Origin of the sequence: Nostoc sp. KVJ3 (assembly GCF_026127265.1) — a bacterium.
Lineage (GTDB): Bacteria > Cyanobacteriota > Cyanobacteriia > Cyanobacteriales > Nostocaceae > Nostoc.
The window spans coordinates 3,469,844-3,496,452 of the sequence record NZ_WWFG01000002.1 but is presented as its reverse complement, the minus strand read 5'-3'; the positions used below and the strand labels follow the sequence as shown (position 1 = coordinate 3,496,452).

The following is a 26,609-nucleotide window of genomic DNA, read 5'->3' as shown; positions in this document are numbered from 1 at the left end:
AGACCAATAGAACTACGCAGTTCTGGAGGCTATTCCCGATGAATTGGGAGAGCTACGTCCGTCTGACGGCGGGGTAGTTCACCTCATAAATTCTACTAGGCTGCTAATAATTGCCGAATCATCCTGGCTACAGCCTTTTGGGTGAAGCGACTGGCAATTTGTTGACCCAAACGTTGTACATCTGAATTTACAAATAACTGGGAAATTTGGGACGCAAGTTGCAGTGGGTCAAAGCCTCGTGTTTCTCGCAAAATACCTAATATATGTTTGATATGCTCTAAGGTTTGTTGTTGCTCAACTGTCGCTGCTGGAGTTTCATTAACTGCTGTCAATCCAACTCGTTCCCGCAATAGAGAGGTGAAGTTATGCAAAACATTTTTACTTAAAGCATCGAGTCCATTAACAGATTCATCTACTAGCTTGTCAAGGATGAAAGCACCACGTTCAGATGACAGAAATTCTATGCCCTGATTCAGTACTAAGCTGAAGTCGTAGTCTTGACTATTACGCGCATTACGTAACAAGTTTTCTAAGCGATTCCAGCGAAATCTACCATCTTTAAATAGCAAATCTTGCAATGATGCTCTTAATTGCGGCGCTGGGTCTGTTAACAGGCGTTTAGAAACGTAGGGATAAGCTTCGCTGAGGACTTTAAAGTTCGGATCTATAAAGATTGCAATCCCTTCTAGGGTAACAAGGGAGCGAATAATTAAGGCGTAGTAGGGTGGTACACGGAAAGGATACTCATACATCAAAGCCGATAGTTCATCGGTGATGCTTTTAATGTTAAGGTCGGCAACACTAGCTCCTTGGGCATCAGCAAAGACTCTGGCAAAAGCTGGGATAATTGGTGTTAAGTCGGTTTCTGGTGATAAGAAGTCTAATTTAACGTAGTCTTTTGCTAATCCTTCAAAGTCGCGGTTGACGACGTGGACGATCGCTTCAATTAAACCATAACGCTGTGGTGGCTTAATCTCGCTCATCATCCCAAAGTCGAGATAAGCTAATTTGCCATCTGGTGTTGCTAATAAATTACCAGGATGGGGATCGGCATGGAAAAATCCATGTTCTAGCAATTGGCGCAAGGAACACTGGACACCTACTTCAATTAGATAACGAGCATCTATGCCTTGGGCACTAATTTCTGCTGTCTGGGTTAATTTTGTGCCGTTAATCCATTCCATCGTCAAGACGCGACGATTAGTATATTCCCAGTAAATTTTCGGTACATATATGTCTTTTATATGACCGTATAACTCAAAAAATCTTTCGGCATTTTCACCTTCATGAATATAGTCCATCTCTTCAAAGATGCGATCGCCTAATTCATCGAGAATCCCAACTAAGTCACTTCTTACCCGTTTGACTTTTTTCTGCACCCAGGCGGCGAGATTACGCAAGAGATACAAATCAATGGTAATCCGCTCTCTTAAGTCGGGGCGTTGGACTTTTACGGCGACTTCTTCACCAGTTTTTAGCTTACCTTTATAGACTTGCCCCAAGGAAGCCGCAGCAATTGGTTCGGCAGAGAGTTCGGCATAAACCTCTTCTGGAGGTGCGCCTAGTTCTTCTTTGATAAACTGGTAAGCCAGTTCGTTGGGAAAAGGTGGTAATTGGTCTTGTAGCTTGGTTAATTCTTCTAGATATACGGGAGGAACTAGATCCGGTCTGGTAGATAAAGCTTGGCCAATTTTAATGTAAGCAGGGCCTAGTTGGGTCAGCAATACTCGTAGCTGAGTGGCTCGGCGGCGGTCATTTTTGACGACAATTCCCCGTTTACTATCCGACCACAAACCAAAAGCAAAGGATAAAGTCGGCCCCAATACGGCAAAAATCCGGCGGGCAACTTGCAGAGGTTTGTTTTGATAATGCGCCGCTATGTTGGCAGCATTGTAAAGTATCTCAGGTTGGGCTGCTGTCCTAACCTTTTGGGCAGCTAAGAGTCTTGGCGAGCGCACAACTAAGCTTGGTGTGCCATTTTCCGGCACTACATCAATATCAATAACGTCCAGTTCGCCTCGGCGATTTGTGCCGTTGCGACTGTCCTCCTGAATCGGTCGGGAACTAGGGGGAAGTGTCTTAACAATCATGAAAAAGGCCACCAGTCAGAACGATCACATTAAGTATTGTAACAATATGTTTAGAAATTGGGCATTGGTTATTTTTTTCCTCTGCTCCCCCTCTACTCCCTACTACTTATAGGTCTGCTACACTTAAACGGGCATACTATTTTAATAGTAGTAGGTATTGCTAGTTAGCTGAAAGATCATACTTATTGTCCTGTAAATTAGAAGTGTCCGGCATCTGCCTTCATGGAGAATTTGGCTTGATGTTGCTTTGTCTGCGAATTGAAAACTTTGCCCTAATCGACCAACTAGAATTGGAATTTGGCGCGGGATTAAATGTGTTGACAGGTGAAACCGGCGCTGGAAAATCGATTATTTTGGATGCTATTGATGCCGCTTTAGGCGGTAAAGTCTCTAGTCGAGTGATTCGTACGGGGACAAATCGAGCGATGGTAGAAGCTACTTTCACCTCAAATGCCTCCCTAGCGGCTTGGTTGACTGAACAAGAAATAGATTTACTTGATGAAAATTCTGTAGTCATTAGCCGAGAAATTACAGCAACTGCTAGTAATATCCGCAGTCGATCGCGGGTGAATGGTGTGTTGGTAAATCGGCAGATTATGGGAGGAATGCGCGATCGCTTGGTGGAAATTACAGCCCAAGGTCAAACTGTACAAGTAGGACAATCTGCCCAAGTCCGCGACTGGCTGGATTTATATGGTGGCGATTCTTTAATGCAACAGCGCCATAAAGTAGCCACAAGCTTTAGTGCTTACCAACAGGCGCATTTAGGGCTAGAAAAACGCCGGACATCAGAACGGGAACGTTTACAACAACTAGATTTGCTTGCTTATCAAGTACAAGAATTGGGAGCAGCTAATCTGTGCGAACCTAATGAATTGGAACAGTTGGGACAAGAACGGGAACGCCTGAATCATGTCGTCGATTTGCAACAGATGAGTTACAAGGTCTATGAGGCTTTGTATCAAAACGATCGTGAAACTCCTGCCGCCGCAGATTTGTTGGGAGACAGTGAAGCGATATTAAATGACATGGTGGAGTACGATACCCAACTACAACACTTGTTAGAATTGGTTAGGGACGCGCAAGCTGCGGTAATGGAAGTGGGAAGACAAATCAATGCTTATGGGGATGGTTTGGAAGCCGATCCGCAGAGATTGGAAGAGGTGGAAGAACGGACTCAGGAATTAAAGCAAATTTGTCGTAAGTATGGGCCGACGCTTACCGAAGCGATCGCTTATTACCAGCGTATCCAAGGGGAATTAGCCTTACTTAACGATAGCGAACAATCGATTGAAAAGCTAGAACAGCAAGAAAAGGCGTGTTTAGAAAAACTCACTCAAGCCAGCAATCAGTTAACTCAACTGCGGAGTAAAGCGGCTGCTAATTTAGAATCTCGTTTGATAGCTGAACTCAAGCCTTTAGCGATGGAAAAGGTGAAGTTTCTAGTTGAGATATTACCAACTTTCCCCACTACTATGGGAGCAGATAAAATTACTTTTACATTTAGTTCCAACCCTGGCGAACCACTGCAACCTTTAACAGAAGTTGCTTCTGGTGGGGAAATGAGCCGCTTTTTACTGGCGCTGAAAGCTTGTTTTTCTCAGGTTGATGTGGTTGGGACAATGGTATTTGATGAAATTGATGTCGGGGTTTCGGGAAGAGTCGCCCAAGCGATCGCGGAAAAATTACACCAGCTAAGTCAACGCAACCAAGTATTGTGTGTTACCCACCAGCCTTTAGTTGCGGCAATGGCCGATCGCCATTTCCGGGTGGATAAGCAAACTATTAATCAAGGCAAAGGTAAAAAAGCTAACAATGGCAACGCTGAACAGCGTACCGTTGTGCGAGTTACTACCTTGGACAATTTAACTACTCGCCGGGAAGAATTGGCACAGTTAGCTGGTGGTAAATCTGCAAGTGATGCGATCGCTTTTGCCGAATCTCTTTTATTGCAAGCTGCTAACCACCGTCGCGGGGAGCAAAGTTGATCGGTAGCATTATTAAATAATTAACCACATATTTTCCGGAAACTATTTTCTCAAGTAAGTAGTTAAGTAAGTAATTATATTTATTATATCCAGCTAATCTTTAAGATTCTCCGCTTCCAACAGTTTTATGCACTTAAATACTGTATATTTACTCTTTATAAAAAATATCTATATTTTCTGCTTTAGCTTTGCATTTTGAGGCTGCTTAAAAAAGTATCAACGTTTAAATTAATCAGCATTATGTAGTCAATTATCTTTTAAGAGGTTCAGATGTCCAATGAATCAATAGAGCTTTTTATCTCATACTCACATAAAGATGAATTACTTCGAGAGGAATTAGCAACCCACCTAGCTATTATGCAGCGACAGGGTGAGATCACGACCTGGTATGATCGCCAGATTGGAGCAGGTTCTGAGTGGGCAAACCAAATCGATAATAATCTCAGAAAGGCTGACATCATCTTATTGCTGATTAGTGCTTATTTTTTAGCGTCAGACTATTGCTATGACATTGAGCTAAAGCTAGCCATGAAGCGACATGAGGCTGGAGAAGCGTTAGTTGTCCCAATTATTCTACGTCCAGTTAACTGGTCAGGTGCTGCATTCGGTAAACTCCAAGCTTATCCTAAAGATGCTAAACCTGTAACATCTTGGGGTAATCAAGACGAAGCTTTCTTGAGTGTGACTCAAGGGATTCGGATTGCAGCTAATAATTTGCGTGAGTTGCGTCAACAAAAATTACAGCAGAAAGAGATTGCTATAAATCAGTATAAAAAGAAGGTTGAAGAGGCATTATCAGATGGAAAGATTTCTTTGCCAGAACGCGATACGCTAGATGAACTTAGAGATGAATTAGGATTAACACCTGAAGATGCCAGTGAGATTGAAAAACTTGCATTTGAACCGTGGAAAAAGTATGAAGAAAATTTACAGAAATATAAGAAAACTCTTATTAAAGTAATTGAACATGAATATCCTTTTAGTGATCAAACTCAAAGAGATTTGGAACTTCGTCAAAGGGATTTAGGTATCAAAATTGAAGATGTAGCCCGCATCCAACAACCGATTCTTACTCAAGCAGAAGCTAACTACCAAGAGAAATTGCAAGAGGAACAGGAAACGGAAGCAAAACAACTAGAACTACAAAAGCAGCAAGAAAAAGAAGAGTATGAGAATAAGCTGCGACATTACGAACAGGAATTTTTAAAAGCTGTTGAAGGAGAATATCCACTCAGTGAAGTTGTTCGTAATAGAATCAACAGTTTGCAGCAATCTTTAGGACTTAAAGCCGAAGATGTAGCCCGCATCCAACAACCGTTTCTTGCTCAAGCAGAAGCTAACTACCAAGAGAAATTGCAAGAGGAACAGGAAGCGGAAGCAAAACAACTAGAACTACAAAAGCAGCAAGAAAAAGAAGAGTATGAGAATAAGCTGCGACATTACGAACAGGAATTTTTAAAAGCTGTTGAAAGAGAATATCCACTCAGTGAAGTTGTTCGTAATAGAATCAACAGTTTGCAGCAATCTTTAGGACTTAAAGCCGAAGATGTAGCCCGCATCCAACAACCGTTTCTTGCTCAAGCAGAAGCTAACTACCAAGAGAAATCGCAAGAGGAACAGGAAGCGGAAGCAAAACAACTAGAACTACAAAAGCAGCAAAAAAAAGAAGAGTATGAGAATAAGCTGCGACATTACGAACAGGAATTTTTAAAAGCTGTTGAAGGAGAATATCCACTCAGTGAAGTTGTTCGTAATAGAATCAACAGTTGGCAGCAGTCTTTAGGACTTAAAACCGAAGATGTAACCCGGATTGAACAGCCAATTCTTGCTCAAGCAGAAGCTAAGTATCAAGGTAAACTGGAAGCGGAACAGACACAAAGACAGCAACAACAAAAAGCAGAAAGAGTCCAACAACTAGAGGTTCAACCGCAGAAAGAATGGGAAACACCGAAACAACACCAGCCAGCTAAGAAAAATTATAAATCTTTCACTGAACTCACTGGTCACTCTACTGGGGTTTGTTCAGTTGCTATTAGTCTTGACGGTCAGATAATTGCTAGTGGCAGCAAAGACCGCACCATCAAACTTTGGAATCTCGAAACAAAGCTAGAAATTCGCACTCTCTCAGGGCATTCATTCTGGGTTCGTGCAGTTACCTTCAGTCCAGATGGGAAAATTCTCGTAAGTTGCAGTGATGATAAAAGCATCAAATTGTGGAACTGGAAAACTGGTAAAGAAATTGGCACTCTAACCGGGCATTCTAAAGAGGTTACAACTGTTGCTATTAGTCCCAATGGAGAGACTCTCGCCAGTGGTAGTGATGACAAAACCATTAAACTGTGGAGTTTGAAAACAAAGCAAGAAATCTGTACCCTCTCTGGACATTCAGGTTATGTTCAGTCAATCGCTTTCAGTCCTGACGGGCAAACCCTTGTTAGTGGGAGTACGGACGATACTATCAAACTTTGGTCTATAAGTACTTGCAAAGAAATTCTCAGCCTTGCTGATTCTATTTCGTCGGTTAAGTCCATCGCCATCAGCCCTAATGGACAAACTCTTGCTAGTGGTAATTACAGTAGTGAGGTTAAGCTGTGGAATTTGTCAACAGGGAAACTGCGCCAAACTCTTTCTGGGCACTCATCTTCGTTTTTTGGTTACGGTATACTGTCAGTTACCATTAGCCCGGATGGACAAATTCTGGCTAGTGGCTGTGATTCAGACAAGACCATCAAGCTGTGGAATTTAGCTACTGGAGAATTACTCCAGACTCTCTCTGGTCACTCAAAAGGGGTTACTTCAGTTATCTTCAGTCCTGATGGTCAAACCCTCATTAGTGGGAGTTACGATAATACTATTAGGGTTTGGTATTGAGTTTTGATCGCCTACATATAAATTTTTAAAATGAAAAATGTCAAACGCTAGGAAGCACAACAATTTTATTCAACACCTGTAACAGGTGATAAATTTATTCAACCGAATTGTACTGTACCTGTCCAATTTGCGGTAAGCGCCACTTGCTTTCAGTCTTAACTTATCAATCAGAGCGATCTTATCAGCCTACAACAAAGGCGATCGCTACTTAATCATCGGCAAAAAATTAAAGATAAATCTACACCGATGATGCTTCTAGTAATGACTGACCAAGATAACCTCCAACAGCTTTAACACCAGGTAAGGCAAAGAAATATCCACCCCCAATGGGGCGAATATACTCCTCCAAAGGTTCACCAGTCAAGCGATTTTGCACCGTCACAAAGCCCTTTTCTAGGTCAGCCTGAAAACAGACAAACAACAAACCCATATCTAACTGTCCAGCTTTGTCAAACCCGCGTGAATAGTTGAAACCACGCCGCAGAATCAAACCCAATTCTGATTTTCGGGGATTAGCAAGGCGGATATGGGCATCTAAAGGGATTTGTAGACCTTTGGGATCTTGAGCATAATTAGGAATATCTTTCTCGTGGTTCATCCCCAAGGGTGCGCCAGAATCCTTACTGCGGCCAATAATTGTCTGTTGCTCCTGTAGTGGTGTCCGATCCCAGCGTTCGACTAAGTTGCGGATTACCCGCACTACTTGATAGCTTCCCCCTGCTGTCCAAGCTGGTTCGCCGGTGTTTGGCTTTACCCAAACAATCCGGTTCATCAATTTATCATCGCTCGCATCTAGATTTGCTGTACCATCTTTGAAACCAAGTAGGTTTCGCACCGTGGTTTTGCCAAGCTTTTTATGAGTATTGGGTGGTAGAAAACCCTCTATTTGCCAACGCAGAGTTATCAAGTCAGGCAGATTCTTGATAATATCCCGCAAAGCATGGATATTCGCTTCTTCTGTGTTGGCACAAAATTGCAGCAGTATATCCCCATGACACAAATCCGGATCAAGTTGGTCATTGGAAAAACCTGGCATAGTGCTTAACCGCTTGGGTTTTAATTTGTCAAGTCCAAAACGGTTATCGAAGAGCGAATCCCCCACTGCTAGGGTGATGGTGAGGTTATCGGGAACCACTACAGGCCCAAGAATTCCCGAATCATTGGGTGGAAATTTGGAGTCGCGGAGTTTTGGTGTTCCCCCTGCCATGAGAAACTGAATGCGATCGCTCAAGGTTTGAAATAACCGCACTAAATCCGCTTTGGTTTTAGCAGTTGTGTCAAATGCCACCATCAGGGCAGAAGCCGGCACAGGGGTAATAATACCTGCTTGGTGAATACCAAAAAAGGGTACAGTCTCCTCAGATGGGTCTTCGGTAGTTTCCGAAAGACTGCGATAACCCAAACTGGTCAAAGCTGCTACTCCACCGGCTGCTGCCATGCCAATGAGCAAATCACGACGGCTAATCCGGGGAGTAATGCGTAACCTTGGTTGTTCGGAACTTGACATAGTTTACTTTTATAGGAATTTTCAAAAATTTAATTAACGCCTAAAGTGCCGCGCAATTGAGATAAATCTTCAGCAAGAGCAGCGATCGCTGTTTTCATCTCTTTCTTGTCTGTTTCACTCACCTTGTCGTAGTTCACAAAACCACCATCAGGGGTTTTGTATTTAGCAAGTCCTTGGTCAACTTTGGTGAAATTTGCATCCACACGCGCCAATAGTTCTGGGTTGGCTTTTTGGATGGCGGGGCGCAATAACTCGACAATCTTTTGGGAACCATCGACATTAGCGCTGAAGTCCCATAGATCAGTCCGGCTGTAACGGTCTTCTTCTCCAGAAATCTTGGTTTTACCCACTTCTTCAATCAAGTCAGCAGCACCGCCAACCATATTTTTCGGTTCAATGGTCAAGGTGGCAATGCGCTTTTGTAAATCTAGTGCATCTTTCTGTAGCTTTTCGGCATAGGGTTTCATGCCTTTTGTCGTTTTGTCCTGGAATAAAGCTTTCTCTAAGCGATGGTATCCGGTGAATTGTGGGTCGGCCTCTTTTTTGGCAAAGTCATCAGCACGGGAATCCATACTTTTGTCGAGGTCTGAGAACAATTCAGCTACGGGTTCTGTGCGTTCGTAGTGAAGATGGGCAGATGCATAGGTTTTTTGAGCCTTGGCAAGGTCGCCAGCAATGACGGCATCTGTCAATATCTTGGTCTTAGCAACCAGCTGGTCAATTTCTTTGATGATGTAGACTTTATATTCTGCGATCGCACCGACTAATTGACCCTGATCTACAGTCCCTTTGGCTTGAGAATCTCCTCCAGCCTTGACTGTGAGTTTCCCTTTGGGATTGCTGCGTAAACCGCAAGCCATGTCATACTCACCCGGTTCTAGATTGGTTTTGAGTTTTTGAACGAAGCCAGGAGCAATATTTTCCTTTTCCTCAACGACTTTCACCCCAGACAATATCTCCCACTCCACAGGTTTGCTGCTTTTGTTGGTCAGCACAAAGCTGTTTTGCCCAGATGTTACTGTCAGTTGATTGGGTTCGCAACCTGTATCTGTCACAGCCAAAGCAGTTTCGGTAGTATTGCTACTAGAAGTATCACTAGCGACCTTAGCCTCTGGAGAATTACTCGTAGAAGTATCGCTTGATTTGTTGGATTCACAAGCAGCTACTGTCAAGGCAATTAGACAGATAATTGTTGAATACTTTAAAAGATTTTTCATTGTTGTATTTTCCTAAAAATTATTGAAGTAGCTAAGAATGACTTGCTGTAGTCTTCTGTCTAGCGTTATCCCCTAAGAAGAACAGCGACATGGTAGGAATTAGATAGCCAAGATAGGCGATCGCCTCACTGACAGTTGGGGCATCGTTATAGCCAAAAAATCCTACCAAAAGTGAACCAAGAAACCCATTATTAGGTACTACCCCGCTAGCATCGAATAACACTGTTTGCAGTAAATTCCACACTCCAGCTTCATGAAAAGCTCTCACCCCACTTGCTAAGAGTCCAGCCGCAACCAGGATAATGAAGGCTCCTGTCCATTTAAAAAATCGCTTCAAGTTGATGCGGATACCACCCTGATAGATGCCTACACCGACGGCTAGTGCGGCTGCATATCCAAACAATGCCCCCACGGGAGCTTGAATTCCCAAATTTTGCTGAAATGTGGCCAGCAGAAACACTACTGTTTCCAGACCTTCCCGCAGTACTGCAAAGAATGACATCCACACCAGTGCTGTACCCCATTTATCTCCCGACTGAATGGCAGTTTCAATTTGAGACTGTAACTCGCCTTTCATCGAACGAGCCGCACGACGCATCCAGAAAACCATCCAGGTGAGAACCCCAACTGCGACGAGGGAAATTACCGCTTCAAATAGTTCCTGTTGTTTCTGCGGAAACTCCTGACTGGTTATTTGCAAAATAATCCCAGCTGCGAGACAAATAAAAGTCGCTAATGCGATGCCAATCCAAACTGACTTCATCAAATGGGTACGCCCAGTTTGCTTGAGATAACTGGCAATTATCCCCACGACAAGCGCAGCTTCAACGCCCTCTCGGAACATGATCAAGAAGGGAAAAAGCATAGATAACCTTATTAACTATAATTACTATCAAATCATCAGGAGAATAATAACTTACTTGAGAATATTTGTATATAAGTACGAGTTAAAAAATCTCTAAAATCCTAGAAGCATAAATTTCTCGTTGAATTTACCGCCTGTCAAACATTACAGATTGTAAATTATGTCAACCAATATTAAAGAACTCCTGCAACCGTGAACAACGAGATCCCCAACTTCTGTGAGAAGTCGGGGATCTGAGCCTTGTGAAATCAACAGCATAATATGTGTGCGATCGCCTGGACGCAACTATTGAAGTTAAGTGTGCGTAAGAACATAGCGATGCCACTCCCCTACGGATATACCTCACGTAAACGAGAACTGGTTATAATACCCATTTGTCAAGTCAGATTTATACAAATCTCAATGAGCTTACCCTGCAAATTACAGTAGAAAAATATCTAAAGATTTGACACAGGCATCTAAGGATTTTTCATTGTAAAAACAAGTTAATTTTTATATATTTTTCAGGTAACTAGCATTAATCACAAGCTTTTTTGTCCAATAGAATTTGAGGGAAAAACTCTGTAATTCAGTCGAAAAAGCTCAATGTTAGTAATAAAAAAACAATAAGAAAGTTAAGAATTAAGCTCAATTGTGCTTTTTTGAAATCTCTTGATTACGCAAAATTTATATCCTAATAGGAGGATTAACTCTAATGGCATTTGATGCAAATTCTTTTCCTGGTAACGCCTTTGATAGTCTTCATCCTGGGAACCTGAGCGATCCGTTTGCACCTGGAGGAGCATTTGGCATCCCAACGGCTGATAGCTTCGACTTTGCAAAATATGGCATCTCAACGGCTGACAGCTTTAATTTGGGTAGCTATGGTATTCCAACGGCTGATAGCTTCGACTTTGCAAAATATGGCATCCCAACGGCTGACAGCTTTAATTTGGGTAGCTATGGTATTCCATCGGCTGGCAGTTTCGACTTTGCTAAGTATGGTATTCCAACTGATGGCAGTTTTGACTTTGCTAAATATGGTATTCCAACTAATGTTAACATCCCAAATTTCGGAGCTAGTAGCAACGATATCCCGATTCATTAGTACCAACTGCCTAACTTTAAGGGCGAATTGAAGTTAGATATTATCCGAAAACTCTGGGTTTATCTACCTGTTAATTAGGCGATGTACAACTTTCGCTAAACAAAAATCCCACTCTATGCAAAAGAAACAAGATTGTGATTGTTATCTCTTGCTGGAGTGGGAGAAATATTATTTATGGAAAATAGATATAGCGGTTCTTATTTATGTGAGGTACACCCGTAGGGGCAATTCATGAATTTCCCCTACACCTTACGAGATGATGTTGTACCACATTTGAATGGGAACTGCTACAAGTATTTCTATTTATATTCCTGTAAAGCCCCTAACTTACGGATTTCCGGCCAAATCATGGCTGTAGCAATCACCACCAAAATTGTACCGATTCCACCACCTACAACGGAAATGATGGGGCCAAACAAAGCTGCTGTCAAGCCTGACTCAAAGCCCCCTAATTCATTGGAGGCACTAATAAACACGCTATTAATAGCAGCAACCCGACCACGCAAATGATCCGGTGTTCTGATTTGAACTAATGTATGGCGAATCACAACGCTAATACTATCTAGTGCGCCACCAAGAATCAGCATTAACATAGATAGCCAAAAGGAATGAGAAAGTCCAAAGATAATTGTGACAACGCCAAAGCCAACCACTGACCACAATAAGGCCGGGCCTGCTTTGCGTAACGGTGGTAAATACGCCAGGGTAATGGCCATAGTCAAAGCACCGATGGAATGGGCTGCTTGGAGATATCCCAATTCCACTGGCCCCACGTGTAAAATATCTTTGGCAAAGATGGGTAGCAATGCGATCGCACCACCCAACAATACAGCAAACATATCTAATGTGATTGCTGCTAAAATCAACTGATTCTGCCAAACAAACTTAGCACCAGCTGACAGCGCTTTGAGTGAGATTGGCTCAGTTGTGCGGATGGCTTTTTGCTCTTTAATCGGTACTGTTAAAATAAAACACAGCAACGCAGCGATCGCAGCTAATACATAAACTCCTGTAGCATTCCCTAGTAGCGCAATCCCAAATCCTCCGAAGGCTGGGCCAATCACAGCAGCCAACTGAAAGCTACTACTATTCCAGGTTGCTGCATTAGTAAACGCACTAACAGGTATCAATTGCCACATTAATGCATCACTAGCAGGTCTGAGGAATGCCCTAGCGACACCTGTTAATACCAAGCAAGCGTAAATTAGAAAAATTGCACCCTTCGTATAAGAAAGCACTGCCAAAGCCAGCGAGGAGAGAGCTAGCAGCATCACTGACAGTAACATGATGAGTTTGCGATCGCGGCGATCGGCCACATGTCCAGTAATCAAGGTGAGAGCAATCATCGGCAAGACTTGTGCTAGTCCCACACCACCAAGAACTATCGCTGAGTTAGTCCGCTCATAGAGTTCCCAGCCGATAGCTACAGTTTGCATTTGCGACCCCACGGACAGCACTAGCCGTCCAATGATAAATAGCCGATAGTCTCCAAACTTAAAGGCTGCAAAGGGATCGTGCTGTGCAACCTCAGAGTTATGGGGCTTTGAGTTCCGTTTTATCGAAGACATTTTTTAGTAGAGTTAAGCCTTCTTCAATGTTGGAAATTTGTTCTTCTGTTAGACCTTTCAACAGGTCGGTAATATGAGCGCGAGTTTGATCTTGGGATTGCTTGAGATGGTGTTTTCCATCTTCAGTCAAATTGAGCAGCACCCGCCGCCGCTCTTGAGGATGAGCGCAGCGTTTCACAAAATCGCGTTGTACTAAGCGTTCTATGGTTGCTGATGCCGTGGCAGACGTGACACCTAAATGCTCTGCCAGGTCAGATAATGAAGCCCCAGGATTGCGGTTGATAAATGCGAGCGATCGCAACTGAGGTATAGACAAAAAAGCGGCACTATGGGCACGCATATCCGCTCGGATAAACCGCATCACTAATGGAACTGTTTCCATTACTCTAGCGGCACATTCTTCGGAAGTTGCACCTTGATTAGGTTTATCCAAGGTCATGGGCTTGTTGTTCTCCTGATTACATGGCCACCCGTGGATAAAGTTTTCCACCAATGAGGGCCAAAATTATTAATGTTAATAAGAGAATTGTACAATCCAGACCAAAGCCATAGACGCTAGTGCCATTAAGTATCATAGTGCTGCGTAAGCCATCAACCAGATAAGTCAACGGATTTAAATGGGAAATCAACTTTAACCAACTGGGCATCAACGAAATCGGATAGATGGCATTGCTCGCAAAAAATAACGGCATGGTTAACAATTGTCCAATACCCGTCATCCTTTCTCGACTTTTCACCAAACAGCCAATAATTAATGAAAAAATGCAAAATGTTCCCGCCCCCAGTATGACTAGCAGCAGTACTTGGAGAATAGCTAGGGGATGAAGATTTAGTTTGACACCTAATAAAAATGCTAATCCGTAAATGAATACTACCTGAGATAAGCACCGCACCCCACACGCCAGGGCTTTGCCCAACACCATCGCCACACGAGGCGTAGGACTAGCTAAAAATTTATGGACAATTCCTAAATCTCGCTCCCAAATTAGCGTCATTCCACCACTAAAAATTGCCACAAACAGAATACTTTGAGCCAAAATACCAGCAGAGATAAAGTCCAAATAGGGTAAGTTCCCCGTAGGAATAGCGCGAGTTCGGGTGAAAACTTGCCCAAAAATTAACAGCCATAAAGCTGGTTGCACAGCCCGAACGACTAAATCAGTGGGATCGTGGCGGAGTTTACGGATTTCCAATTCCGCGATCGCTAAAGTTTTCGTAACTAGCTCTTTAATTGCAGAGATGAAATTTACTCGGACAGTGGGTGGTAATTTAACCCAACCGTTGAGCAGTACGTCTGGTTCTTGCTGTGTCACGGTAGTTCACTCCTGATGTTAACTGGTCGCCTGTATGGTGAATAAAGACATCATCCAAAGTTGCGTTTGGTTGATTTAAAGAAGCTTTTAAATCACTTGGTGAACCTGTAATTACAACTTCACCTTGCTGCATAATTGCTACTCGGTTACATAAACTGTCTGCTTCTTCTAAAAAGTGGGTTGTTAAAAATATCGTTGTGCCGTAATCAGCACAGAGTTGTAGCACAAGTTGCCATACTTGTGTCCGAGCGATGGGATCTAGTCCGACAGTCGGCTCATCGAGAAAGAGAATTTGGGGTTGATGTAAAACTGATATGCCAATTTCCAGCTTGCGGATCATCCCGCCAGAGTAGTTTCGTACCAAACGCTGCGCCGCATCTTGCAAACCCATATATTCTAAAATCTCATAGATCCGGCGATCGCGTCCTTTCGCTGGGATTCCATACAGCTTGGCGAAGATTAAAAGGTTTTCGTAACCCGTCAGGCTACCATCAGCAGAAAGCGCTTGCGGTACATAGCCGATAGCTCGTCTTACAGGATTGGGTTGACGAGTCACGTCATAGCCAGCCAAGGTTGCTTTCCCTGCACTCAGAGGTAGCAAAGTTGTCAACATCTTAATAACTGTACTTTTGCCCGCTCCATTGGGGCCAAGTAGCCCAAATACTTCACCCTGTTCCACAGATATGCTCAGGTTATTAACAGCAGTTAACTTCCCAAAACGGCGCGTGAGTCCCTGAGTTTCCAAAATCGGTGGTCTTAGTTCACCAGGAGGTTGCGATCGATTTGTTTTTCCCGTCAGTATTGTCACAAGTTTGATGCACCTATATTAGTTAGCTCAACTAACTATTAGTTTGTCAATATATTTGTCTGAAGTCAATAGACTTGTTACAAAAATCTGCTGTAAGCTTTATCGATGGGAGCATCCCAATTTGGCAAAAATATACGGGACTGACGCGAAAACCCTTTTCAATTTTCTTCCCTTTGTGTCCTTTGTGTCCTTTGCGGTTCGTTTTTTATCCTTTGGGGTAAGTCACAATCCCGTAGAGTACTCCAAGTAAAAAAATGCCCAATTGTCATTGCGAGCGAAGCGAAGCAATCCCAAGGGCTGTGATTGGTTCGCTTCGCTCTCTACGAGACGCTACGCGAACGCAATGACGGGTTTTGGATCATTTATTTTTTGGAACACTCTATGTAAATTAAACTTACACATTTGGGATGCTCCCCTATCGATTGGGATACACATGGCGCATTTCAAAACGACTTTGTTCCCAAAGTGGTAGCAAAGCCTGTTTAGCAGCATTTAATTGAGCTTGCGAAAAAGAAATTTTTCCATTTTCTATAATCCAAATAAATATCCGAGTTATTAAATCTGCCTTTAAACTATTCTCGTATTCACAATTATTTATTCTTGCTACTTGCCGATCTAAGCAATCCATAGCATATTTAAAAGTCAAGTTTTTCGAGTCCTTGGGATTATTAATAATTTCTTCTTGCGTATTTCTCCACTCAATCTTACGCAAATTTCCGATAATATAATCTATACCTGCTATGGAAGAATCAGTATTACGCACCAAATTTGTATAGGCTTGGTAATATGGTTTCAACAGAGAAGCAGCAATATTTTCTACATATATATATAGCCAAGATTGTATATCGTGAAGATAAGGTGCTAAATCTCTAATATTATAAATTTCTCTAATCAAAACACAGTCACTGGTATAATTTGTGATTTTGTCCAGTGATTCAGTTTCAGATAGATGAGACTTTTGTGAATAATAATGAATAACTTTTGGGATATATTTCTCTAATAACCACTGTTTGGTATATCTCGCTGTCCAGGTTCCCCGAATTCCAATATCTTGTTGCCATAAAGTAAGTTTATTTGTCTCAATAGATTGTAAATGAACATCATTTACTTCATAAATTATGTTCATTTGATTATTATTTAATAAAGAAAAATTTGGATCGTTTTTGGAGAAGAGAAATGTATGATCGTGAATTCCTCGACTCACCCTAATTGATATATCTTTTCTATGGAATAGATGCCATTCTGACTTCCCTTTAGTATAATCAAACTCATTAGCAAATTGCTGCATTAACTCCCATAATTCTTGTTTAACAGAAAAAAGGATAAAACCTCGACTTTTGGAATCTTTAACAAAATCAAAATTCCATGTTTCTAAAATATTTTCAAATTCGATGATTAGGTTTTTATATTCTTGACAAATTCCATCAATACATAAACATAAATCTGCTGCTTCTAACTCTGATAAAATTAGAGTTGTTTGACCTAAATATACCTCAAAAGTATTTCTATCTAACTGTTTAAAACAACTACGACATCCCCAATGTGGCTTGGTGTGCAATCCAGTCATTAGTTGACCTAAAATATCTTGATGGTTTAAGTAAATTTTTAGACCTCTTAAAATGATGCTGCTGAACTCTATTTGACAATTACCCTCTGCAAAAGGTTTGGGTAAATTACAGGCGATCGCTACTTTCTTTTTCACAACAACTAAGCGGTAGCCTTCTCTAGTATTAGAAGGCTCAAAATCACATTTTTCTAAAAAATCTGACAAATCTGGATGGTAGCTGATAAAATTTTCTCTTAAGTTATATTTACTATTTTTAGCAATATTTTTAACCAAATTAAAATTTAGCTGATGATAAAAATTTGATGCAATATCATTATCTCTGAGTGCCTCAATAGTTGTATCAAATATTAATTCTTCTGGATAGTGATCCAGACGCTTAAAAACCTTTATTTGATATCCATTTGTAACAATAAAAAATATTAGATTAAGGTGATGACTATAAAATTTAGCTTGCTCAATAGCGCCATTTAATTTAATTTCTTGTGGTTTTATTGCTTTAATAAAAACAAGTGAGGTATCTGTATTTTGTTGATCAACATTATCTGTTGTGTAATAAATCTGAGCAATTTCTGAATTTCTACCGTATTTTCCCGCTCTAGATGTCTTTAAAGAGTATTCACGATGACATTTCTCTGGATAACAGAGATAGTGAAACATTGGCAAAATAAATTTTTCCTTGACATCATCTTCATTTCGTAAAAGATAATGGTCAAAACCTTGTATCCATATAATAAATTTTTTAATTGACTCTGGAATAGTCATCAGATAATCTACCCACTATTGTAAACTTGCTATGCCTTATTTTGTTTGTGTAATTAGCAATTTATCAAGTCAGGTGGGATAGTATAGTGATTCTGAATACTATAATGAAACTAAAATATTGTATTCAGCAAATAGAATGAGAATATATCACTTTTGCCAATATACCCGGCGATTAGAAAGATACTGTTGGCAATTGTTCGCAGGTCTAACCCCTCAACCTCAATTTATCTTAAATGTCTTTAATCTGAGTGCGTTTCAACGCACTTTAGCTATTAGCCCGCAATTTATTGCAGGGCGGTAAAGAAACCCTAAACCAAGATTTTAGGGTTGAGGGGTCTAACCCATCATAAATTAACCAACAGTCTCTAGGACTATTAGATGGGTTGCAGAGACGCGATAAATCGCCGTCTCTACAGGGTTTTGATTATAAACCAACCTTTCAAAACTTATGACATAGACTAATAGTCCTTTCAAGGTGACTCGAAAAATTTCTTTTTTCTCTCCGTGTTCTCTGCGCCTCTGCGGTTCAAAAGGAATTTATTTAACCGCAGAGGCAATAGAGTTGCTAGTGCGCCCTTGCTGTTCCTCGACTTGTAGCAACTGACGTGTGAATGACTTTCTCTAGGGCTTTGATTACTGAAAAAACCACTAACTTTAAGTAAGTAAAGGCAAAAATTTGCGAATTAACCCAATTGTGACTGCTGGCACTTCCAACTGCGGTGTTAACCCCACATCTTGCAACTCTTGAAAAAATCGGATTGCTTGGGGATTAATTTCGGCAAGGCGGCGACCAATTGAAGGCCCTGTAAATTCTGACTTTTGTCCCCAAATAATAGCGGTGGGAGTGGTCAATTGTTGAATGTAAAGGGATAAATCAAAGCATAAATCCCCACGAACAAAGGATAGTGCCGCATACTCAGCATTAGGCTGTTGAGCGGATTGTAAATAAGCATCGACAATTTCTTCATACACTCGATTAGACTGAGCAAATTGCCGTTGCTCTAAGAAGCTGCGAATACCTCCACTGGTAGCTACTCCAGTGCTGTAGATTAAACGGTCAACAACGGGAACGCTGACTAACTGGGCAAAAAAACTACGCGAGTAGTCTTCGCCAAAGTCGGAAAGTCCGGCGGGGGTAGTGAGAATTAAAGACTTGAATAAATCAGGATGAGCTGCTGCTACTCGAATTGTAAAGGCTGCGGTCAAAGAAGAAGCGATCGCGATTACTGGCTTATTACAAGTCTGCTCTAAAAACTCCCGAATCGTAGTCAAATAATCGTCAATCTTATAACTGCGTGCAGGATGCTCAGACCTCCCCCAACCGATTAAATCGGGCGCAATCACCCGATATTCGGCAGCAAAAGCTGGATAAACTTTCGACCACTCATAAGCAGAAGATCCACCACCAAAGCCGTGCAGAAATACCAAAGTTTCCCGATCGTCTTTGGCGGTTACATTATCTTGCCAAGGTAAACCGGCGGCAGTATAATATACAATCCTACCCAGTGAGGTATTTATGGAGCGTTGTTCAAATCCTTGTGGTTGAAACATAAGTATCTTTTCTTGAGTGTAGTAATTAGTTGATACGAGTAACAGAATAGACTTATAAGGTCGAGGACGCGGAAAGAGGATTTAATAATGTCTTTGCGTCATCGTTTGTTTTTGGGTTATCCCAGAATACTTACTTATTAAGTTCCAACTCTCTACTCATTGTTATTATCGGCGAACCAATCACTCTACGACTTCTTGCTACCGTTAGATTAAGCAGATATAAAATTACTCGATTACTTGTAAAGATTTGGTGATTTTTTTTCATCATAAAAAGTAATTTAACGTTGTAATTACTGTTTTATAAGGGTTTGTCGTGGTAGCGAGGATCACTCAAGCACAAATAAGACATAAGTTTTTATGGTAATCTAACAGAAAACTCATAAATAATTTTGAGCATCAAGAAAACTCAAAATGCTCATTTAAATCAGCTATTAACTCTATTTCTGCATATAGAAATAGTAGCTTTTGATGTACTAATAAATCCGGTTATTCTTTAGGTAATTTTAAGGCGGGATGTCATGGTAAAACAGGCTACTCTTCAATCAAATAAACTACCAACGATTGAAGACGCTAAATTTGCGCTTGACAAGCTTAATATCCAAAATGAAATTAAAGCTTCAGCTTGGGGGAATCAGGGCGAGTCAATTATTGATGCTGGCAGAGTTACTGTACCTACTTGTATTTGTTTAGACTTAGAAGACTTGAAGTGTTTTGAAGCAGTAGAGCGCCAGTATGAACACTGGGGAGTAATTTTTCACAATTCTTTAGCAATACAGCCATCAAATCCAGCATTTCCAAGCTATTCAGGGTTAACAGTATTAATGGGAGCGCCCAAAAGCGGATTTTTAGAAGCTACTTTCTTGCATCCGGTGAACTCGGTTAGCGCCTTTGTGACCAGTTCGCAACGGCTAGTACTTTCCGCCTACGATCGCGATCGCCAACTCCTCGGTCAAACGGCATTACCAGGCTCTAATCTTGCCAATTCCGACTCCGCAATTCCCCCCAATACCTTATTATCTATAAATGTGAATAACATCTACAGCGTTACCTTCTGTGCTTTTGATGGTCAATTCACCCTTGATAACTTTCGTTTTTGTCTTTAAAAAGCCTTTATGCCCTTGCTCTGAACCATTGAAAATGTTATCTTTATTTCCGCCATACTGTACTAGTCTACTATCCGTCGATAAAAACCGGATATAGTGTGGTTTGGGTTTTCACCCTTTCTTTATCCCTAGTTATACAATAAGTAATTTCGTAATCAAGTAGGTAAACACTTTGGCACAGGCTTCGTCTGATTGGCAGCAATTGATCGACCAGATCCCCAATTTGAACTGGTCGTATCCATTGTTCAAGACAAAGGGAGCTACAAAGCAGCAAACATTTAAGCATTTCTCTGGGCCTGGGGGCTTTCTTGGGTTCCTGACAATTGTTGTTGCTATGTTGTTGTGGAACTGGAAACTGTTATTGGCTCTCTTAATTGGCATTGGAGTAATGGTATTGGTTTACTCAATGCAGGATTGGGACTGGCAATTGCACTGGTCTAAGATACATAAGTTCTTAAACAGTTCAAGTCGTCGGTTAGCTTTAGCAGTCCTTAGTGGTGGTGTTGCTACCGTCAGCACTTACATGGCCTCTGCAATTTGGGTTGACTCTCACAGTTCTTGGATTGCTGCCGGAGCCATTGTCCAAGGCGTGGGAACCCTGTTAACTTTAATTTTATTGGTATGGCAAATTGTCAACTTCTATGGAAATCGAGAGGAAGACCACCTCGATCGGTTGTTGGTCAATTTAACAGATAAAGATCCTTTGAAACGGTTGATTACCCTCCGTCAACTAACTAAATTCATCAGCCGTCAACGAGTTGATTCTTCAGGGCAGCAAGATGTTATCGAATGCTTGCAACTCTTACTCAGTCGAGAAGAGGAAGTTGCCATCCGAGAGGCAGCTTTTAAGAGTTTACAAGCTTGCGATCGCCTACAAGCGCTACCCCTTAAAACCGCTCCGTATCAGCAAAAGTTAAATACTACCTTTATTAGTCATTAGTTAAATAATGATTCCTAATTAATGCCTAATGACCAATGCCCAATGCCCAATTCTTATTTTCGAGACAGTTGTCCATTGCGAACTTGCACTACCGGATGATTGCACCGCCGCACTAATTGTTCATCGTGGGTAGTAACAATTACTGTAGCTCCAAAGGAATTTAACTTCTGGAGAATCTGAATCACCTGCCAAGAATTATCAGGATCGAGATTTCCGGTAGGCTCATCTGCTAGTAGCAGTGGTGGTGTACCAACGATCGCACGGGCAATACTCACTCGCTGTTGTTCTCCCCCAGATAGTTGATCTGGAAAGCAGTCAGCTTTACTCAGCAAACCTACCAACTTTAAAGTTGGTTCTAAACGTCGTTGAATTTCTTTACGGGTATACCCTTGAGCTTGCAGCACAAAAGTTACATTTTCTGCTACTGTTCGTTGGCTAATCAGCTTGTAGTCTTGAAACACAATACCAATCCGTCGCCGAAATAATGACAAGCGATCGCCCCTTAAATCCGCTACATTACAATCATCAACAATTACTTCTCCCTGTGTAGGCAACTCCTGGCCATACAACAATTTCAAGAGCGTTGATTTCCCAGAACCACTTGGCCCCGTGATAAACAGAAATTCTCCCTTTTTTACCTCAAGATTCGCATTCAACAAGGCGTGAGAGCCATTAGTATAGGTCTTGCTTACAGATTGCAATATCACCTTTGCAATAGTCTTACTAACGTGCTGTTGACTTTCACTGTCTTCTCTATGAACGGACTTGTCTTTCTTAACTTGAGTTGTTAATACTGGCATTGTTAAATTTTCCTCATACTCACAACCAAACAGTTTGCCGGCTTAGATGTGACATTCCTATCAAAATAAGGATTCCCAGGTTTCGCCTGAGAATTTAAAATTCAACAAAGAAAATTTAAAATTTTTACAGTCTTTAAGATCAATTAAGTAATAACACTTACCCCACAGACGCGATTCATCGCGTCTCTACTCCCACTCTTGTACAGACGCGATTCATCGCGTCTCTTAACTAATTGCACCTTTTGCTGTCAACCGATAAACAAAAGCTTTCACAGCAAAGGCTGGTAACGCCAGCATTCGCCGCCAACGCCAAGGTTCTTGATAAAGGCGATACAACCATTCCAAATTATTATTTCCTAACCAGGCAGGAGCGCGAGTTTTAGTTCCTGACCAAATATCAAAACTACCACCAACGCCAATCCAAACTGCTTGAGGACACAAATGGCGGTTTTCGGCAATCCATAATTCTTGACGTGGTACTCCCAAACCGACAAAAATCACTTGTGGCTGCAATTGGGCTAGAGTTTGTTGCAATTGTGCTTCTTCTTCGGGAGAATGGTAGCCTGAGTGAGTGCCTACTATATTCAAATCTGGAATTTGCTGCTGCCAAAAATCTGCCGCAGTTGAAGCTACTCCAGGCGCTGCTCCATAAAAAAATACTTTTGCTCCAGTCTTCTGCTGCCCAAGTTCTTGCAAAAGTTTTTCTGCTAATTCAATCCCCGGAAAACGCTGCACTTTTTGCCATAATAGTAACCGCAAATACAGAACAACCCCGGCTCCATCTGGAATTACTAATTCAGCATTTTTAATGACCTGAGCGAGGAATTTATTCTGCTCTGCTTGCATAGTCATTTCTGCATTGAGCGTGACTACATGAATTCCTTTGCCTTGTTGTAGACATTCTAACAACCAGCCTGGATAGTTAGCCATCACATGAACTGGTATTCCCAATACTGAAAATGTTTGATTGCCTTTAGACATAGCCTATTCTTGAGTAACCCTCACACCAGATTTTGCTTGAATGTTAAGTTTATCAAAATTTTTTATATTAGAACTTAGGCAAGAAAGATTCCCATTGCCCTGCAACAATAGAAAGCTTGACATCTTCTCCACCTTAAACCTTGGCTCCACGAGCTTGCGGTTTTGAAAGTGGGAATTCCTCAGAGCTAGGACTTACGCAAAGCTACACGCGCTCAGGGGTAATACCCTACGGGTACTCTGTTAGAGAACTCGTAGAGTAAGCCGCTTCGCGTTTACATGAATTGCCTTTACCTGAAAATCTAGGCTTTCGGCTATTGTTTGCGTAAGTCCTGAGCGTTTGTACTTGGGCTGAATCAGTGCAAATTTTATTATTAAAGTGTAATATTCACTCAGTATAAAACGCTCAACTTGCAACTCTGGTTCCGGGAACAGAAGCCCCCACTATACTACTTTTAGTTAGTGTGGGAATATGTCACGAAACTCGACTTTATGGTTAAGGTAGTGTATCGGGCTGAAGTTGGCTATGAGTAAAATTCGTATCGCTCTGATTGAAGATCATGACCTCACTCGTGTAGGTATTCGGACAGCGCTAATCCAAAAGGATGAAATTGAAGTTGTAGGTGAAGCTGCCAATGCTGCTGAAGGGCTAAGAATGTTAAAAATGGTAAAACCAGATATTGCGATTGTAGATATTGGTTTACCAGATAAAGATGGCATTGAGCTAACACGGGAGGTAAAATCTACTGCGAATGGGCAGCAGCTAGCTACAAAGGTGTTAATTTTGACACTGCGAGATAACAAAGAAGCTGTGTTGGCAGCTTTTGCTGCTGGTGCGGACTCTTACTGTATGAAAGATATCAAATTTGATAATTTGCTGGAAGCAGTGCGAGTAACTTACAATGGCAACGCTTGGATCGATCCAGCGATCGCTCGAATTGTATTACAACAAGCGCAACAAAATCCCCAAAAGTTGGACTCAGCTTTTGTAGATATTAAGACTATTGCCTCTAACCCTGATTATGTCGAGAATCTGGAAGGAATTCAACCTTACACCCTGACAGAAAGGGAGTTAGAAGTGCTACAGTTGATTGTCGAAGGTTGTAGTAATGCAGTAATTGCAGAAAGACTTTATATAACTGTTGGAACTGTTAAAACTCACGTTCGCAATATTTTGAATAAGCTATGTGCCGATGACCGTACCCAAGCAGCAGTCCGCGCCTTGCGTTCTGGTTTGGTTGGGTAAAGGTAATTTTGGTGCGAACCAATTCCGAATCATCAAGAGAAATTCACAACTTTGAGAAAGTGATATTTTCAAAGTAAATGACTTTTCTGATTTTCTGTTGTTTATCAGGGGGATAAACATCACACACTCTCCCTATTCAAATATCTGAAAACTAAAGTCAAATATGGCTGAAACAGGGGTGGACAAACTCAAGCTCATGGTAGTAGACGATGAGCCAGATAATTTAGATTTACTCTACCGCACTTTTAGGCGAGATTTTCAAGTATATAAAGCCAATCATGCCTTTGGCGCTCTGGAAATCTTAGATCAATTTGGCGAAATGGCGGTGATTATTTCTGACCAGAGAATGCCAGAAATGAATGGCACTGAATTTTTTAGTCACACTGTAGAGCGCTTTCCAGACACGATTCGGATTTTGTTAACTGGTTTTACTGATGTCGAAGATTTAGTGGATGCCATTAACTCCGGTCAGGTATTCAAGTACATTACCAAACCCTGGAATCCAGATAAACTCAGGGCATTAGTTGAGCAAGCCACTGATACATATCGCGTAGTTAAGAAGCGCACCCAAGAGTTGCGTCGGGCCCTACAGCGAGAATCTTTGTTTAATGCCGTTACAACAGCAATTCGGGAGTCTCTAGACTACGATAGTATGCTGCAAAAGATTGTAGCAACCATTGGACAAACATTTGATGCTACCAGTTGCTTGCTCAGACCAGTAGAGGGCGATCGCCTCATCCAAGACCAGTTTTTATATCACGATCCTAAATCCAATGTATCAGATTGCTTCTTCGACCCCAGTGTTTTAATTGAAAAAGTGCTGGAAACCCGTCATTATCAACTTGCTCAAGAAATATACGAGGGCAACCCCTGTCACCATTTGGTTGTGCCACTTAGCTACCAACAGCATTTGTTGGCTGTGCTGGCCCTGCACCAATGGGGACGCGATCGCCCCTGGCAAGACGAAGATATCCAACTAATTGCAGGTGTTGCCGAACAAGCAGCCTTAGCTCTCTCGCAAGCAAAACTCTACCAACGCCTCCAGGAAAAGCAACAGCAGATTCATAATGAGTTAGAGGTGGCTCGGCAAATTCAATACAACCTACTACGCCAAAGTTTACCTGACATCAAAGGTGTGAAAATCCAAGCCTGTTGCTATCCAGCGCGGGAAGTAGGAGGCGATTTTTTTGAAGTATTTGTTCATCCCAAAGGCGACTTGTGGTTAGCAGTGGGTGATGTCTCTGGTAAGGGTGTCCCAGCGGCTTTATTTATGGCTAGTATTATTTCAGTTTTGCGCCGCGAATTATCTCAAGAAACACCAGCCGAGCCGAATGTGGTCATGCAGAACCTCAATCACGCTTTAAGTGAAGATTTGATTAGCAACAATTATTTCATCACTCTTGTGTTAGCTTGTTATACCCCTAGTAGTAAGGAACTCGTTTACACTAATGCCGGTCATATCTATCCACTGTTATGGTCACGCCAAGATGTTTTAACCGACAATCCTAATTACCTGAAAGTCCGCAGCGTTCCTTTAGGAATCTTACCCAAGTGGCAAGCACAGTCTGGGCGCTTGGTTCTCGCGACTGGAGACACATTGTTACTAGCCAGTGATGGGATTACAGAAGCAACGATCTCAAATGATTCTGATTTAACAATCAAAAACGGGTCTGATGTTGAGGCAGTTAACCGTTCTATGCTGAACCAAGATGGTCTTTGGCAACTCTTGCAACAAGAGGAACAACCGCTTTCTCTCAACCATTTACTAGCTCGTATCCAGGCAGATAACCACGTTCAAGAAGACGATCAAACTATACTTTCACTGGAGATTTTGTAAGTGATGAAAAGTGAGCTTCATGTACCAAGTGACTTGAATTTTCTGAATATTGTTGAAAACTGGTTGCTGGGATGTTTGAAAATTCAGCTAGGAGAATCTGTAGACTGGTCACGCCAATCAAGTCGTTTGAGACTGGCTTTGGTGGAAGCTTACTCAAATGCAGTCCGTCACGCCCACAAGGACAAACCAAATTTACCGATTTTACTGCGTTTGGAAGTGAAAGATCGGGATCTTGCCCTAGAAGTTTGGGACTATGGCGAAGGCTTTGATATGTCTAACTACTACGCTCCAAACCCTCTGGAAAAACAAGAAGGTGGTTATGGTTGGCTGATTATGAATCGTCTGATGGATAAAGTAGATTATGAATTGCAGATTGATGGTGCAAACTGTCTCAAGTTACAAGCTACTTTACCTGAATTAGTCAAATAGACAAAAGTTATTTATAGGAATTTTTTATGCCTAAGTTGTGTTTTGGTTAATATCAGATATTTCCTCAGATATTATAAGTTAT

At 41.6% G+C, this 26,609-nt stretch carries 20 protein-coding genes; 8 read left to right on the top strand and 12 right to left on the bottom strand.

Annotated features, from left to right (window positions below; genetic code table 11):
- Positions 1 to 95: 95 nt before the first annotated feature.
- Positions 96 to 2,090 carry an ABC1 kinase family protein gene (locus GTQ43_RS31055; RefSeq protein ID WP_265276471.1) on the bottom strand — a complete coding sequence of 665 codons (1,995 nt, stop codon included), beginning with the start codon at positions 2,088 to 2,090 and terminating at the stop codon, positions 96 to 98.
- Positions 2,091 to 2,329: 239 nt separating this feature from the next.
- Here GTQ43_RS31055 and recN point away from each other — a divergent pair, with 239 nt between their 5' ends.
- Positions 2,330 to 4,078 carry a DNA repair protein RecN gene (recN, locus tag GTQ43_RS31050; protein ID WP_265276589.1) on the top strand — a complete coding sequence of 583 codons (1,749 nt, stop codon included), beginning with the start codon at positions 2,330 to 2,332 and terminating at the stop codon, positions 4,076 to 4,078.
- Between the two features lie 270 nt (positions 4,079 to 4,348).
- Positions 4,349 to 6,949 (top strand): TIR domain-containing protein, encoded by a 2,601-nt coding sequence (locus GTQ43_RS31045; protein WP_265276470.1) that lies wholly within the window; start codon positions 4,349 to 4,351, stop codon positions 6,947 to 6,949.
- 238 nt (positions 6,950 to 7,187) lie between these two features.
- On the opposite strand, the gene efeB is transcribed toward GTQ43_RS31045, so the two are convergent.
- The 3 genes from efeB to efeU are packed head-to-tail and all read right to left on the bottom strand — an operon-like array spanning position 7,188 to position 10,538.
- On the bottom strand, positions 7,188 to 8,456 hold the full coding sequence (gene efeB / locus GTQ43_RS31040) for an iron uptake transporter deferrochelatase/peroxidase subunit (protein ID WP_265276469.1): 1,269 nt from the start codon (positions 8,454 to 8,456) through the stop codon (positions 7,188 to 7,190).
- A gap of 29 nt (positions 8,457 to 8,485) precedes the next feature.
- Positions 8,486 to 9,673, bottom strand: coding sequence for an iron uptake system protein EfeO (gene efeO / locus GTQ43_RS31035; protein WP_265276468.1), 1,188 nt, complete (start codon positions 9,671 to 9,673; stop codon positions 8,486 to 8,488).
- A 31-nt stretch (positions 9,674 to 9,704) separates the two neighbouring features.
- Positions 9,705 to 10,538, bottom strand: a complete 834-nt coding sequence (efeU, locus tag GTQ43_RS31030; RefSeq protein ID WP_265276467.1) for an iron uptake transporter permease EfeU — start codon at positions 10,536 to 10,538, stop codon at positions 9,705 to 9,707.
- A 694-nt stretch (positions 10,539 to 11,232) separates the two neighbouring features.
- On the opposite strand from efeU, the gene GTQ43_RS31025 reads away from it, so the two are divergent.
- Positions 11,233 to 11,625: a hypothetical protein gene (locus GTQ43_RS31025; RefSeq protein WP_265276466.1), complete on the top strand. Its 393-nt coding sequence runs from the start codon at positions 11,233 to 11,235 to the stop codon at positions 11,623 to 11,625.
- A 299-nt stretch (positions 11,626 to 11,924) separates the two neighbouring features.
- Here GTQ43_RS31025 and GTQ43_RS31020 read toward each other — a convergent pair whose 3' ends face one another.
- From GTQ43_RS31020 to GTQ43_RS30995, 6 genes are all read right to left on the bottom strand, one after another.
- Complete coding sequence (locus tag GTQ43_RS31020) at positions 11,925 to 13,193, bottom strand: MFS transporter (protein ID WP_265276465.1); 1,269 nt, start codon at positions 13,191 to 13,193, stop codon at positions 11,925 to 11,927.
- Positions 13,159 to 13,632 (bottom strand): MarR family winged helix-turn-helix transcriptional regulator, encoded by a 474-nt coding sequence (locus GTQ43_RS31015; RefSeq protein ID WP_265276464.1) that lies wholly within the window; start codon positions 13,630 to 13,632, stop codon positions 13,159 to 13,161. The genes GTQ43_RS31020 and GTQ43_RS31015 overlap by 35 nt, the downstream gene beginning before the upstream one ends.
- Before the next feature lie 19 nt (positions 13,633 to 13,651).
- Positions 13,652 to 14,506 (bottom strand): ABC transporter permease, encoded by an 855-nt coding sequence (locus GTQ43_RS31010; RefSeq protein ID WP_265276463.1) that lies wholly within the window; start codon positions 14,504 to 14,506, stop codon positions 13,652 to 13,654.
- Entirely contained in the window at positions 14,463 to 15,314 is an 852-nt protein-coding gene (locus GTQ43_RS31005; RefSeq protein ID WP_265276462.1) for an ABC transporter ATP-binding protein, read from the bottom strand. Before GTQ43_RS31005 ends, GTQ43_RS31010 begins: the two co-directional genes overlap by 44 nt.
- Positions 15,315 to 15,729: 415 nt before the next feature.
- A complete protein-coding gene (locus tag GTQ43_RS31000) occupies positions 15,730 to 17,643 on the bottom strand; it encodes a type I restriction enzyme HsdR N-terminal domain-containing protein (protein WP_265276461.1) in 1,914 nt (637 codons plus the stop codon).
- A gap of 654 nt (positions 17,644 to 18,297) precedes the next feature.
- A complete protein-coding gene (locus GTQ43_RS30995) occupies positions 18,298 to 19,194 on the bottom strand; it encodes an alpha/beta fold hydrolase (protein ID WP_265276460.1) in 897 nt (298 codons plus the stop codon).
- A gap of 518 nt (positions 19,195 to 19,712) precedes the next feature.
- Here GTQ43_RS30995 and GTQ43_RS30990 point away from each other — a divergent pair.
- Both GTQ43_RS30990 and GTQ43_RS30985 read left to right on the top strand, forming a co-directional pair.
- On the top strand, positions 19,713 to 20,297 hold the full coding sequence (locus GTQ43_RS30990) for a hypothetical protein (RefSeq protein WP_265276459.1): 585 nt from the start codon (positions 19,713 to 19,715) through the stop codon (positions 20,295 to 20,297).
- Positions 20,298 to 20,469: 172 nt separating this feature from the next.
- Positions 20,470 to 21,237, top strand: coding sequence for an armadillo-type fold-containing protein (locus GTQ43_RS30985; RefSeq protein ID WP_265276458.1), 768 nt, complete (start codon positions 20,470 to 20,472; stop codon positions 21,235 to 21,237).
- Between the two features lie 53 nt (positions 21,238 to 21,290).
- Here GTQ43_RS30985 and ftsE read toward each other — a convergent pair whose 3' ends face one another.
- Together ftsE and GTQ43_RS30975 are read right to left on the bottom strand one after the other, a co-directional pair.
- Complete coding sequence (gene ftsE, locus GTQ43_RS30980) at positions 21,291 to 22,037, bottom strand: cell division ATP-binding protein FtsE (protein WP_265276457.1); 747 nt, start codon at positions 22,035 to 22,037, stop codon at positions 21,291 to 21,293.
- A 225-nt stretch (positions 22,038 to 22,262) separates the two neighbouring features.
- Positions 22,263 to 23,018, bottom strand: coding sequence for a WecB/TagA/CpsF family glycosyltransferase (locus tag GTQ43_RS30975; protein ID WP_265276456.1), 756 nt, complete (start codon positions 23,016 to 23,018; stop codon positions 22,263 to 22,265).
- Between the two features lie 523 nt (positions 23,019 to 23,541).
- Between GTQ43_RS30975 and GTQ43_RS30970 the strand changes: the two genes are divergently transcribed.
- The 3 genes from GTQ43_RS30970 (at position 23,542) to GTQ43_RS30960 (ending at position 26,527) form a co-directional block, all read left to right on the top strand.
- Positions 23,542 to 24,261 carry a response regulator transcription factor gene (locus GTQ43_RS30970; RefSeq protein WP_265276455.1) on the top strand — a complete coding sequence of 240 codons (720 nt, stop codon included), beginning with the start codon at positions 23,542 to 23,544 and terminating at the stop codon, positions 24,259 to 24,261.
- 163 nt (positions 24,262 to 24,424) lie between these two features.
- Positions 24,425 to 26,098, top strand: coding sequence for a SpoIIE family protein phosphatase (locus GTQ43_RS30965; RefSeq protein ID WP_265276454.1), 1,674 nt, complete (start codon positions 24,425 to 24,427; stop codon positions 26,096 to 26,098).
- A 3-nt stretch (positions 26,099 to 26,101) separates the two neighbouring features.
- Positions 26,102 to 26,527, top strand: a complete 426-nt coding sequence (locus GTQ43_RS30960; RefSeq protein ID WP_012411419.1) for an ATP-binding protein — start codon at positions 26,102 to 26,104, stop codon at positions 26,525 to 26,527.
- The last annotated feature ends 82 nt before the right edge of the window (positions 26,528 to 26,609 follow it).